The sequence below is a fragment of the Aquabacterium sp. A7-Y genome (assembly GCF_026153205.1).
GTDB lineage: Bacteria > Pseudomonadota > Gammaproteobacteria > Burkholderiales > Burkholderiaceae_C > Caldimonas.
The window spans coordinates 1-12530 of sequence record NZ_JAPFBW010000064.1; the positions used below are offsets into that span (position 1 = coordinate 1).

Below are 12530 nucleotides of genomic sequence, written 5' to 3' on the forward strand. Positions count from 1 at the left end.
ACCGGTTTGGATCAGGCGTTCATGAGCTGGTCGCTCTCATAGGCCATGATCCCGGCCAGCTCCCCAAGCAGTTGCAGGCTCCAGGTGTCCAAGTCGGAATTTCGCCTCGAAATATCGGCGAGGGACGATGCTGCAGCAGGGGTGTCCGTTGCAACGCTGCATGACTGACATGGCCGGAGCCGACCAGCACGGCCGGCTCGCCGTCATCCCGCGCAGCAGGACCTTGTTCGACGACAGAGCCAGCCGCGCTCGAACACCACGATGTGGGCCGGCAGTTCCGGCTCTCGGCTCATCAGCACTCGGGGCGGCCGTTTGCCGCCCGCGCTTGCGTGATGCCGGCGCGCCTCGCCGCGAGGGCAGGCGCGGGCATGCCAAAACGCCTCAGGCGGCTTGCCTCAGCTCGCGGCGCAGGATCTTGCCGACGTTGGTCTTGGGCAGGTCATCGCGGAACTCGACGTACTTGGGCCGCTTGTAGGCCGTGAAGTTGTCGCGGCAGTAAGCCATCAGGTCTTCCTCCGCCAGGGCCGGATCCTTCTTGACGACAAACAGCTTCACCGCCTCGCCGGATTTGGGATCCGCCACGCCGACGGCCGCGCATTCCAGCACGCCCGGGTGCAGATTCACCACCTGCTCGATCTCGTTCGGGTAGACATTGAAGCCGGACACCAAAATCATGTCCTTCTTGCGGTCCACGATCTTCACGTAGCCGCGTGCGTCCATGACACCGACGTCGCCCGATTTGAAGTAGCCGTCCGGCGTCATGACCTTCGCGGTTTCGTCCGGCCGGTTCCAGTACCCCACCATGACCTGCGGCCCGCGGATGCAGATTTCGCCCGCCTCGCCGATCGGCACGTCGTTGCCGGCGTCGTCGCGGATCGCGATCTCGGTGGACGGAATGGGCAGGCCGATCGTGCCGGTGAACTCGTTCAGATCCAGCCGGTTGCTGGTTGCCACCGGCGAGGTCTCGCTGAGGCCGTAGCCTTCGACCACCGGGCAGCCAGTGACCTTCAGCCACTTCTCGGCCGTGGCCTGCTGCACCGCCATGCCGCCGCCGTTGCTGATCACCAGCTCCGAGAAGTCGAGGGTGGCGAAGTCGGGGTCGTTGGCCAGTGCATTGAACAGGGTGTTGACGGCCGGGAACATGTTCACCTTGTGCTGCTTCAGCGTCTTGATGAAGCCCGGGATGTCGCGCGGATTGGGGATGAGGAGGTTCATCGACCCCAGGCGGGCGGCCATCATGTAGCAGACCGTCAGCGCGAAGATGTGATACAGCGGCAGGGCACAAACGATGGTCAGCGGCTTGCCGCCCAGCTTGTCCAGCATGGGCTTGAACCAGGCCTCCGACTGCAGGATGTTGGCGACGACGTTCCGGTGCGACAGCGTCGCGCCCTTGGAGACCCCGGTCGTGCCGCCGGTGTACTGGAGGAAGGCGATGTCGTCAGGTTGCAGGCGGGGCGGCTGCAGCGACTGGCGGCTGCCCTGCGCCAGCGCGTCGTTGAAGCGCGTCACGGTGCGGCCGCCGCTGGTGGGGAGCTTGAACTCGGGGACCATCTTGCGCGCATGGCGCACCACGAAGTTGACCAGCGCGCCTTTCACAGCACCCAGCATGTCGCCCATCGCGGCGAGCACCACGTGCTTGACGGCGGTCTTCTCGATCACTTCCTGCAGGGTGGTCGCAAAGTTCTCGAGGATGATGATCGCTTCTGCGCCGGAGTCCTTCAGCTGGTGCTCCAGCTCGCGCGGCGTGTAGAGCGGATTGACATTCACCACCGTATAGCCGGCACGCAACACCGCCGCGATCGCGACGACGTACTGCAGCACGTTGGGCATCATGATCGCGACCCGGCTGCCGCGCGGCAGCCCTCGGCCCTGCAGCCAGGCACCCAGCTGGGTCGAGAGGCGGTCGACCTCGCCATAGGTGATGGCCCGCCCCATGCAGATCGCGGCGTTGCGGCTCGCGTACTTGCGGAAAGACTCTTCGAGCAGCGCGGGCAGGGAGGCGTACTGGCTGCAGTCGATCTCGGTCGGCACGTTGGGCGGGTAGTTGTCGAGCCAGGGCTTGGACGCGTTCACAGGAACTCCAGGGACAGGTTGGAACTGCGGCCCATTGTTTGTGCTGCCTGTTAGAACTCCTACGGTACTTGCACTAACGAGGCGTCACTTAGGTGACTCCGGTGTGCGGAAAGTCGGCTTCGGTGCTTGTCAGCCTGCCAGCCTTCGCTCGCGCCGGCAATGATCCCCGCGACGGCTGAGGTCGATCGCTTTCCCTAGCCCGGTGCGCCGGCATCGGTGCAACACTCCTTGGCCATGCAACGAAGACGTCTGCTCCAGCTCGGAATCGCTTCCACCGTCGTGCTGGCCCTGGCGGGCGCCGGTGTGTCGATGAGCCGTCCGGGCCTCGAGGCCGGTCGGCTGACGCCGGCGGGCCAGGAGGTGCTTCGGGCCATCGCGCGGGCCGTGCTCGACGGCAGCTTGCCGCACGGAGGGGCACCGCTGGAGGCGGCCCTCGCGTCGCAACTGCAGCGTGTCGAGGCGCTGGTCGCGGCCATGCCGGGGCCCACCCGGCAAGAGCTGTCGCAGCTGCTCGGCGTCCTGGCCAGCGCGCCGGGACGCCGCCTGCTGGCCGGACTGGAGGCGGACTGGCGCGATGCCTCGGTGGCACAGCTGCAGGCGTCGCTCCAAGACATGCGCCGGTCGCGTCTGGCGGTGCGGCAGCAGGCCTACCATGCCTTGCGCGAGCTCAGCAGCGCCGCCTACTACGCCGACCCGGCCAGCTGGCAGGCGATCGGCTACCCCGGTCCCACCGATCTTTGAGGCCCCGACACCCATGAGCAAACTGCCCGACCCGATCCGGCAAGGCCTGGCGCGCGGCTGGAAGGTCGTCGGCGGCCCGCACGGTCCCTTGCCCGCGCAGCTCGACTGCGATGTCGTCATCGTCGGCACCGGGGCCGGCGGCGGCATCACCGCCGAACTGCTGGCACGCGCCGGGCTGGACATCGTGATGGTCGAGGCCGGCCCGCTGAAAAGCAGCAGCGACTTCCGTCAGCTCGAGAGCGAGGCCTACCCCTCGCTTTACCAGGAAAGCGCGGCGCGCAAGACCGCCGACAAGGCCATCACCATCCTCCAGGGCCGCTGCGTTGGTGGCTCCACCACGGTCAACTGGACCAGCTCCTTCCGCACACCGGAGGCCACCTTGCGCTGGTGGGGCGAGCAGTACGGCCTCGGCGAGCTGTCCCCCGAAGCGATGGCGCCGTGGTTTGCCCAGGCGGAGCGGCGCCTGCAGATCGGGCCCTGGCAGGTGCCACCCAACGAGAACAACGAGGTGCTCAAACGCGGCTGCGAGAAGCTGGGGCTCTCGGCCGCTGCGATCCCGCGCAATGTGTCGGGCTGCTGGAACCTGGGCTCCTGCGGCATGGGCTGCCCGACCAACGCCAAGCAATCCATGCTGGTGACCACCGTGCCGGCCGCGCTGGACCAGGGGGCCCGGCTGCTCGTGGAGACGCAGGCGCTGCGTTTCGAGCACGACGGGCGCAGGATCAGCGCGCTGCTGTGCGCCCCGGCCGCAGCCGCGCCGGCTTCCGCCCGACCGGCGGTGCGCATCCGGGCCCGCCACTACGTGCTCTCCGGCGGCGCCATCAATTCGCCCGCGCTGCTGCTGCGCTCCGACGCCCCTGACCCGCACGGCCGGCTGGGCCTGCGCACCTTCCTGCACCCGGTGCTCATCTCCGCCGCCACCTTCGGGCAGCCGGTGCAGGCCTGGCAGGGGGCGCCTCAGAGCGTCTACAGCGACCACTTCCTGTCCACCCAGCCTATCGACGGCCCGCTCGGCTACAAGCTGGAAGCACCACCGCTGCACCCGGTCCTGTTCGGCTCCAGCCTGCCTGCCCATGGGCAGGCCCGGCACGAGCTGATGGCCGACTTCCCCCACACCCAGGCCCTGATCGCACTGCTGCGCGACGGTTTCCACAAGCGCTCCATCGGCGGACGGGTGAGCTTGCACAACGACGGCTCCCCCGTGCTCGACTATCCCCTCGACGAGACCGTGCTGGAGGGCGCGCGGCGTGCCTTGCTCACGATGGCAGAGATCCAGTTCGCGGCCGGCGCGCAGAAGGTGCTGCCGGTGCACGAGCAAGCGCGACCCTATACCTCCTGGGCCGAGGCCCGCGAGGCCATCGGCCGCCTCGAGATGGCGCCCTATCAGACCCACGTGGTGAGCGCCCATGTGATGGGCGGCTGCGGTCTGTCCGGTGACCCCCGCCTGGGTGTGGTGCGTTCGGACGGGCGCCATTGGCAGCTGGACAACCTCAGCGTGCACGACGGCTCGCTGTTTCCCACCAGCATTGGCGCCAATCCTCAGCTGTCCATCTACGGTCTGACGTGGCGCCTGGCCACCGGGCTGGCGCAGCGGCTGGGCGCGAAACAGCCTGTGTTAGTGTCCTGACACCGAAGTTCATGGAGCTTGGGCCTGGAGCCGCCGGCCCTCAGCCACGGTTCTGCCCGCTCCCGCCCATGCTCGCCCGACTGCAAAAATTCATCACCCTTGCGCTGCTCGCTGTGGCCCTCGCCTGGGCCGCCGTCTGGCTGGGGCAGGGGCGCCCGGGTCTCGCCGTGGTCGGCGCGCTGCTGATCGCCTTCGGCTATGCCGCGGTGCTGGCGCTCGAGTTCGCGCTGGTGGCGCGCGTCCATCGCGACGACCCCACGCCGCGCGCGAGCTTGGCACAGCTGGTCGGCGCCTGGTGGGGCGAGGTCACCCACTCGCCGCTGATCTTCTGCTGGCGACAGCCGTTTTGTCCCGACGCGGTGCCGGACGAGCCCGGCCGCCCGGGGCAACGCGGCGTCGTGTTCGTGCACGGCCTGGTCTGCAACCGCGGTTTCTGGACCCCCTGGTTGCGTCTGATGCGCCAGCGCGGCGTGCCCTTTGCCACGGTCAACCTGGAGCCGGTCTTCGGCAGCATCGATGCCTATCCGGCGCAGATCGAGGCCGCGGTGCGCCGGCTCGAAGCGAGCACCGGCATGGCGCCGGTGCTGGTCTGCCACAGCATGGGCGGACTGGCGGCACGGGTCTGGCTGCAGTGTCATGCCGCCGATGCTCGCGTCCACCGGGTCATCACGATAGGAACACCGCACCACGGCACCTGGCTGGGCCGCTACGCCCGCACGTCCAATACCAGACAGATGCACCAGGGCAGCGAGTGGCTGCGCCGCCTGGCCGACAGCGAGCCACCCGAGCGCTACCGACGCTTCACCTGCTTTTACGGGCATTGCGACAACATCGTCTTCCCCGCGTCCACGGGCTGCCTGCCGGGCGCCGTGAATCGGCACCTCGAGGGCGTCGCCCACGTCCAGATGGCGTTTCAGCCGCAGGTGTTCAATGAAGTGCTGGCCTCCCTGGCCGACGTTCCTTCTGACGACACCACCGGGCTGATGGCCGGTGCCGCGGCGCGCTGAGCCAGCCAGGCGACTGCCGCGGTCAGCAGGACCTGCCGCAGCGTCTGTCCGGGTGTGGCCCCCAGCCAGGGGGCGATGCGGTCGCCTGCGGCCTGCGCCAGCAGCGCGAGCGTGTACAGGGTGAGCACGATGCGCCAATCGTTGCGGCTGGTGTAGCGGCCCTCCAGCCGCAGCGCGCCCGACGGGATGAGCAGCAGCGGCAGCAGCTGCAGCAGCAGCAGGCCGCGCAGGTCGCCTTCGCCGTGTACCGCCTGGCCAACGCTCCAGTGGCTCACCGAGGCCGTGGCCAGCAGCAGGGCCACCAGCAGCGCCGGCGCGCGGCCCCAGAGCGGATCGACGCGCTCGGCGAGAAAGGCGCACATCAACATCACGCAGGTCGCGCTGGTGGGCAGCTGCGCCAGCAAGAGCAGGGTCGCGTCGTGGGGCAGCGTCTGCCAGGCCATCGAGGCCAAGCCCGAGAGCGCGGTGCTGGCGAACCACAGCTGCCAGGCCAAGCGGGCTGGCGAGTCGCCGGACGAGGGCTCCCGCTCGAATCCGCCGCGCTCGGGCGTGCCGCCGATCCGGTGCGCGCTCAGCAAACCCCAGCTGCCGGCCGCCAGCAGGTTCAGCGCAGCCAGCAACTGCAGCGGTTCTGTCGCCATCGGCGCCGCCGGTGCGATGGCGGCGCGGATCGGGCCGCAGGCCAGCAGCCCCATGGTCAAAGCCAGCGTCATCGCCCCGAGCAGGGCCACGGCACAGCGTTTGGTGAGCAAGGCGTTCATGGGGGCCTCCGCAGCGAGGGCCTGAGGCCGCTCGCGTGAACTCCGAAGGCCCGCAGTGTCTGCCTCGTCAAGGAGGCGAACAATCACTCTTGCGAGGGGGTGGGGCCACCTGTTCAGGTGGTTGGCCCAGGCACGCCGCTCGCTGTGCTGCACGGTGTCCCGGGCCACCAGCCCTTGGCCTGCCGGGGCCGGCGCATCCAAGCTGCACAATGTTTTTCATGACAGCACAAATTGACTTAGATGCAATAGATCGGCGCATTCTTCGATCGCTCCAGGTCGATGGCCGCATGACCTACGACCAGCTCGCCAGCGAAGTGCAGCTTTCTCCCTCCGCGACGCTGCGGCGGGTGCGGCGCCTGGAGGAATCGGGCGCCATTGCCGGGTACGTCGCGCTCGTGCCACCCGAGCGGGTGGGACTGGGCCTGACCGCCTACCTCAATGTGCGGCTCGAAAAGCACAGCGAGATCCACAAGCGCAACCCCATGGATTTGTTCCGCGCTGCAGTACAAGCCTGGCCGGAAGTGGTCGAGTGTGTCGCCCTGACCGGGGAGATGGACTACCTGCTGCGGGTGGTGGTCGAGGACATGGCGCACTACTCGCGTTTCGTGATGGAGACTTTGCTGAAGCACCCAAGCGTTGAGGATTGCAAGACCAGCTTTGTGCTGGATCGGGTCAAGAACACCACTGCCGTGCCCGTGTAACGCGGGGTAATCGCTGGTCGACCTGTCACCTGCGGGACAAACTCGGCAGAACCGAGTTCCACAATCGATCTCGCCCGGTGGCTGAGGCTCATGCCGTCTTCGAGGCGCGCGGGTTGCCTGTCATCCGGGTCCAACAACACGGAGACAAACCCATGAGATCGATGTTCAGGAGCACTGTCGCGCCCGCCCTGGCGCTGTCCCTGCTGTCCGCCTGCGGCGGCGGAGGCGGGGACGGCGCCGAAGCCGAGGAAGCACGACCGCACGACCAGCGTGTGTTCACGGTGGACCAAGCCGCGTTGGCCTTCCCTGCCTTGAGCGAGAGCAGCGTCGAGACCGACCGCTGGAGCGGCGTGCTCGACGGCGCGGGCTACCGCATCGAGGTTCCGAAAAACTGGAACGGTCAACTGGTCATGTACGCCCATGGCTATGGCGGCACCGGCACGACGCTGGGCGTGACCACCCCGCCGCTGCGCCGTTACCTCATCGAGCACGGCTACGCCTGGGCGGCGTCGAGCTACCGGGCCAACTACTACGATGTGCGCGCCGGGGTCGAGGACACCAACGCGCTGGCGCTCGCCTTCACCAAGATCGCCGCCGAGCGCGGCCGTGTCCTCGCGGCGCCCAGCCGCATCTTCATCACCGGCCACTCGATGGGCGGCCATGTCACGGCGGCCGCGATCGAGGACGAAACCCGCGCTACCGCGCGCCACAAGGTCAGTTATGCCGGCGCCGTCCCGATGTGCGGGGTGATGGGCGATACCGAACTGTTCGACTACTTCGGCGCCTACCAGCTGGTGGCACAACAGCTCGCCGGTCGGCCGGCGACCCGCTTCCCGACCAGCGACTGGGCCGCGCAGCAGCAGGCGGTGCGTGAGGCGCTGTTCACCAGCTTCCCGAGCGGCCTCACCGCGCAGGGCCAGAAGCTCAAGGGCGCGCTGATGAACCTGACCGGCGGTGCGCGGCCGATCTTCGAGCAGGGCTTCACCAACGCCGGACTGCACGGCGTCGTCTGGGGCACCCTCGGCGGCGACGGCACGATCAACGGCATCCTCACCCGCAACGTCGTCGACACCACCCGCTTCACCTACCAGTTCGACAGCGACCCCGCGCTCAGCACCGAGGAGCAGGCGTTCAACAACGCCATCATCGACGCCAACGCCGAGCCCGATGCAAACCGCCTGCGGCGTGACGGTCTGCGCTGGATTCCGAAGGTCAACGGCCAGTTCGACATTCCTGTCGTTTCGCTCCATACGCTGGGCGACATGTACGTGCCCTTCAGCATGCAGCAGATCTACCGACGCCGCGTCGAGCAGCAAGGCAATGGCGATCGCCTGGTGCAGCGCGCGATCCGCGCGCCCAGCCATTGCGACTTCACGGTGGCGGAGCAGGCCGCGGCCTTCCAGGCCATGGTCGACTGGGCCGATGGCGGGCCGAAGCCGGCCGGCGACGACGTGCTGGATGCGGCGACCGTGGCGCAGCCGACCTACGGCTGTGCCCACACCGACAACAGCGACGGGCCCGACGACAACGCGGCGGTGATCGCCGTGCGCGCGCAGTTGCCAGCCTGCCCGGCGGACTGAGGCCGGGCGCCTCAGCGCCGCTGCAGCAGCACGGCCAGCTCCATGCGGCCCATCGGGTGAGGCACCTGGGCCAGGGGCGGTCGTGGCCAGGCCCACAGCGGCTCCGGGAACAGGGCCCGCATCGCATTGATGTCGCAGTGGTAGGGCGGGCCTTCGACCAGGCCCGTCTCGGCCCCCGGCCGCGGCGCCTGCATGAACAGGGCCAGCAGGCGCCCGCCGGGGCGCAGCCAGGCCTGCAGCCGCGTGGCATAGGCAACCCAATGGTCGGGGTGCAGGGCGCACAGGCAGGTCTGCTCGTAGACGGCATCAAGCGGCGTGCCGGGCGACCACTCCAGCACGTCGGCCTGCAGCACCTCGGGCTGGGTTTGCTCGCCTGCGTGGTCTTGTGCCGCCAGCAGCGCCCGGGTCGCCTCGACAGCCGCCTCGGCATAGTCGAGGCCGGTCACCGCATAGCCTCGTTTCGCCAGCCAAGCCACCTCGTAGCCCGCGCCGCAACCCGGAACGGCGATGCGGCTGCCCGGCGGCGGCAACTGCCCTTCGGCATGCCAGGCGAGCAGCTGCGGGCTCGGGGCACCCCGGTCCCAGGGGGTCTGACGGCTGGCGAAACGGTTCTGCCAGAAATCGCGTGTGGGTCCTGCCATGGCGCGCATGATACGGGCGTCCGGAGGATGGTGACCGGGGCCCTCAAGCTTCCAGCTCGGTCAGCTTCGTGTAGGTAGCCGCCTCGGAGAGGTTCAGCAGCCGCGCGATGTCGGCAATGTCGTCGGGTATCGCCGGGTTGTCCCAGCCCTGCGCGCTGTGGCGGGCCAGCCGCACGGCCAGCGCCACGTTGCGAACCTGCGGGTCCTCGGCGTGGCGCTCGTCGGTGACACGGATCAGGATCTCGGGCAGCCGCCAGCTGCGCATCAGCGCCTGCTCCAGTTCGGCCAGCGTGATGTTGAGCACTTCGCGCTGCGCCGCCGCCGAGCGCAAGCCGGGCTCCTCCTGCAGGCGCTGCGTGATGCGCTGCGCCAGCGCCGGCGCATGGCACCACAGCAGCAGCTCGGCAAAGGCGTGCATCATCGCGGCTTCGTGCAGCACCGCGGCGTCCGCGTCCATGCGGTGCACCGCGAAGGCCAGCGAGAAGGTCGCGGCGCGCGAGGCTCGGTGAAGCACCGCCTCCAGGCCGGCGTGGGCCGCCGGGTCCTGCCCGAGCAGGTCGTCGGTCGAGACCAGGGTCTCGAAGGCGCGGAAAAACGGCGAGATGCCGAGGAACACCAGGGCGGCGGTCACGGTCTCGGTGCTGCCCTGGAAGTGCCGCGGGCGCACGCGCGCCACGTGCACCAGCAGCTTCAGCGCCATCAGCGGGTCGTGACCGACCCACTCGGCGATGCCGTGGGCATCGATCTGGTCTTCGACGGCGCGCAAAGCCTCGACCGCCTGGACCGTGCCGGGCAGCACCGGGATCTCCGCATCGCGGAAGCAGGCGGTCCAGGCGGCCAGGTCGGGCAGCGGGCTTTGCAACAGCGGAAGACGTCGAGGGCCCATCGTCTTCGGTCTATCGGCCGTGGGGCCTGTTCCTGCATCGGGGTTAACACCAGCCGTCCGCCGCCCAGGCCGGGGGCGCGGACGGGCGCTCACTTCGCGCCCAGGCTGCGCTTCAGGTCCAGGCCGACCTTCTTGTTGACGAAGCGCGTGCTCGCCACCTTGGACAGGTCGACTTCACCCGGCTTGTAGAGGCCGGCCTTGACCATCTGCTCGTAAAAGTCGCGGATGCGGGCCTCGTTCATCGCACCGATGCCCTGGGTCAGCGCTTCGCCGGAATCGACGATGCCCTGCTGGCGCAGCAGCGCCCGGGAGGCCTCCAGCTCTTCATCGCTCATCTCGGGGTTGTCGCGCCGCATTGCAGCATGGGCGGCCTTGCGGTCGCCGTAGAGATAGTTGTACCAGCCGATGATGGAGGCATCGACGAAACGCTGCACCAGCTGCGGCTTCTTCTGCACCGTGTCGACGCTGGCCTCGATCAGCGTCGAGTAGGTTGAGTAGCCGTGATCGGCCAGCAGGTGCACCACCGGCTTGAAGCCGGCCTGCTTCTCCACGTAGATGGGCTCGGCCACCGAGTACCCCTGCTGCACTGCCTTCTTGTTGGCGAGGAAGGGCCCGAGGTTGTAGGTGTAGGGCTTGAGCTGCGGGTCGCGGAAGCCGTGCTGGGCCTTGAGCCACTGCCACCAGCTGAACTGCGCGTCCTTGGCGATCAGCGCCAGCGGCGCGTCTTTCAGCGCCGCCCATTGCTCGTGGCCCTGGCCGGGGTGGGCGATCAGGGCCTGCGGATCCTTCTGGAACATCGCCGCGACCACCACCGTGGGCAGGCCGTTTTTCACGTTGTCGAAGGAGTGCAGCAGGTTGCCGGTCATCAGAAAGTCGATCTTGCCGGCCGGCAGCAGCGGCCGGTTGTTGATCTGCGGCCCGCCCTGCTGGATCGTGACGTCCAGGCCGTACTTCTTGTAGGTGCCGTCGACCAGGGCCTGGTAGAAGCCGCCGTGCGCGGCCTGCGCCTTCCAGTTGGTGGCGAATACCACCTTGTCCTGGGCCTGCGCCAGGCCCGCCAGCAGCCCCAGCCCCAGGCCGAGGGCCCGGGCGCCTGCGTGGAAAGTGAGGGTCATGGAAAACTCCGTGAAGAGGAAAGGGGACAAGCTCAGCGCTGCGAGGCGTGCCAACGCCCCAGGCACCAGCGCTCCAGCGCGTTGAACAGCAGGAAGATCGCGATGCCGGTGAGCGAGGTCAACAGCAGCGCCGCGTACATCCGGGGCATGTCGGTGCGGAAGCTGGCTTCCTGGATGCGCGAGGCCAGCCCGGTCTCGTGCCCCGCTGCGCCGGCGGTGAACTCCGCGACCACCGCGCCGATCAGGCTCAAGCCGCCGGCGATCTTCAGCCCGGCGATGAAATAGGGTAACGCCGAGGGCAGCAGCAGCCAGCGCAGTCGCTGCCAGCGGCTGGCCCGGTACAGGGTGAACAGATCGCGCAGGTTGGGATCGGCCGAGCGCAGCCCGATCACGGTATTCGACAGGATGGGGAAAAACGCGACGATCCAGGTGCACAGCAGCAGTGCCGCGGTGGTGCTGTCGACATAGATGATGATCAGTGGCGCGATCGCGACGATGGGCGTGACCTGCAGCACGATCGCAAAAGGCATCAGCGCCATCTCGATGCGCCGCGAGTTGGCGAACAGCGCGGCCAGCAGCGCGCTGCCGACCGCCGCCAGCAGCAGGGCCCCGAAGGTCAGGCGCAAGGTGAACCACCAGGCCGCCATCAGCGAGCCGGCATCCGCCCACAGCATCTGCAGCACCGCGCTGGGGGCCGGCAGGATGTAGTGCGGAATGCGGGCCCAGCGCACCACGAGCTCCCAGCCGGCGATGGCGCCGAGCACCGCGAGCGCCGGCAGCCACAGTTCGCCGCGCGCCCTCATGCCTTGGGCTCCAGCTGCGGCTCCAGGCTCTGCTCCAGCGCGTCCGAGACCCGCGCGCAGGTCTCGGCATACGCGGTCGAGGTGCGCCATTCGCGCCGGCGCGGATAGGGCTCGTCGACCCGGATCTCGGCGACGAGGCGGCCCGGCCGCGGGCTCATCACCAGGACACGCTGGCTCAGGTAGACCGCCTCGAACACGCTGTGCGTGACGAACAGCGTCGTGAAGTGCCTCGCCTGCCACCAGCCGAGCAAATCGTCGTTGAGCTTCTGGCGTGTCAACTCGTCCAGTGCCGCGAAGGGCTCGTCCATCAGCAGCAGGCGCGGGTCGCGCACCAGCGCACGGGCGATCGACGCACGCATGCGCATGCCGCCCGAGAGCTCGGCCGGGTAGGCCTCGGCGAACCCGGCCAGCCCCACCGAGCCCAACAGCGCCTCGACACGCGCGCGCGCCGCCGTGCGGCCCACCCCGGCAATGCGCAGTGGCAGCCAGACGTTGTCGAACACGCTGGCCCAGGGCATCAGGGTCGCCTCCTGGAACACATAGCCGATCGCTGCTTCGGCCCCGGGCAGCCGCAGCTGCCCGGCGCTCGGCGCCT

The 12530-nt window shown here is 68.8% G+C and carries 12 protein-coding genes; 5 read left to right on the forward strand and 7 right to left on the reverse strand.

Annotated features, from left to right (window positions below; genetic code table 11):
• Nucleotides 1-381: 381 nt before the first annotated feature.
• A complete protein-coding gene (locus tag OOT46_RS30150; RefSeq protein WP_265407322.1) occupies nt 382-2073 on the reverse strand; it encodes a long-chain-fatty-acid--CoA ligase in 1692 nt (563 codons plus the stop codon).
• Nucleotides 2074-2307: 234 nt separating this feature from the next.
• Between OOT46_RS30150 and OOT46_RS30155 the strand changes: the two genes are divergently transcribed.
• The 3 genes from OOT46_RS30155 to OOT46_RS30165 all read left to right on the forward strand — a co-directional run bounded on the left by OOT46_RS30155 (nt 2308) and on the right by OOT46_RS30165 (nt 5448).
• The gene (locus OOT46_RS30155; protein WP_265407323.1) at nt 2308-2814 is read left to right on the forward strand and encodes a hypothetical protein; all 507 of its coding nucleotides are present in this window, start codon (nt 2308-2310) and stop codon (nt 2812-2814) included.
• Nucleotides 2815-2827: 13 nt separating this feature from the next.
• A complete protein-coding gene (locus OOT46_RS30160) occupies nt 2828-4441 on the forward strand; it encodes a GMC family oxidoreductase (RefSeq protein WP_265407324.1) in 1614 nt (537 codons plus the stop codon).
• 68 nt (nt 4442-4509) lie between these two features.
• Complete coding sequence (locus OOT46_RS30165) at nt 4510-5448, forward strand: esterase/lipase family protein (RefSeq protein WP_265407325.1); 939 nt, start codon at nt 4510-4512, stop codon at nt 5446-5448.
• Here OOT46_RS30165 and OOT46_RS30170 read toward each other — a convergent pair.
• Nucleotides 5355-6209, reverse strand: a complete 855-nt coding sequence (locus OOT46_RS30170; RefSeq protein WP_265407326.1) for a hypothetical protein — start codon at nt 6207-6209, stop codon at nt 5355-5357. The two genes, OOT46_RS30165 and OOT46_RS30170, sit on opposite strands and share 94 nt — an antisense overlap.
• A 218-nt stretch (nt 6210-6427) precedes the next feature.
• Here OOT46_RS30170 and OOT46_RS30175 point away from each other — a divergent pair, with 218 nt between their 5' ends.
• Together OOT46_RS30175 and OOT46_RS30180 are read left to right on the forward strand one after the other, a co-directional pair.
• On the forward strand, nt 6428-6910 hold the full coding sequence (locus tag OOT46_RS30175; protein ID WP_265407327.1) for an Lrp/AsnC family transcriptional regulator: 483 nt from the start codon (nt 6428-6430) through the stop codon (nt 6908-6910).
• A gap of 152 nt (nt 6911-7062) precedes the next feature.
• Nucleotides 7063-8490, forward strand: coding sequence for an alpha/beta hydrolase family protein (locus OOT46_RS30180; protein ID WP_265407328.1), 1428 nt, complete (start codon nt 7063-7065; stop codon nt 8488-8490).
• Between the two features lie 11 nt (nt 8491-8501).
• Here the strand turns inward: OOT46_RS30180 and OOT46_RS30185 are convergent, their stop codons facing one another.
• The 5 genes from OOT46_RS30185 to OOT46_RS30205 form a co-directional block, all read right to left on the reverse strand.
• Nucleotides 8502-9131: a methyltransferase domain-containing protein gene (locus OOT46_RS30185; RefSeq protein ID WP_265407329.1), complete on the reverse strand. Its 630-nt coding sequence runs from the start codon at nt 9129-9131 to the stop codon at nt 8502-8504.
• A gap of 43 nt (nt 9132-9174) precedes the next feature.
• Nucleotides 9175-10017, reverse strand: a complete 843-nt coding sequence (locus OOT46_RS30190; protein ID WP_265407330.1) for an HDOD domain-containing protein — start codon at nt 10015-10017, stop codon at nt 9175-9177.
• A gap of 89 nt (nt 10018-10106) precedes the next feature.
• Complete coding sequence (locus OOT46_RS30195) at nt 10107-11132, reverse strand: ABC transporter substrate-binding protein (protein WP_265407331.1); 1026 nt, start codon at nt 11130-11132, stop codon at nt 10107-10109.
• Between the two features lie 32 nt (nt 11133-11164).
• Nucleotides 11165-11935, reverse strand: coding sequence for an ABC transporter permease (locus tag OOT46_RS30200; protein WP_265407332.1), 771 nt, complete (start codon nt 11933-11935; stop codon nt 11165-11167).
• Nucleotides 11932-12530 (reverse strand): ABC transporter ATP-binding protein (locus OOT46_RS30205; RefSeq protein WP_265407333.1); only part of this gene is annotated, 599 nt, incomplete at its 5' end. The genes OOT46_RS30200 and OOT46_RS30205, both read right to left, overlap by 4 nt.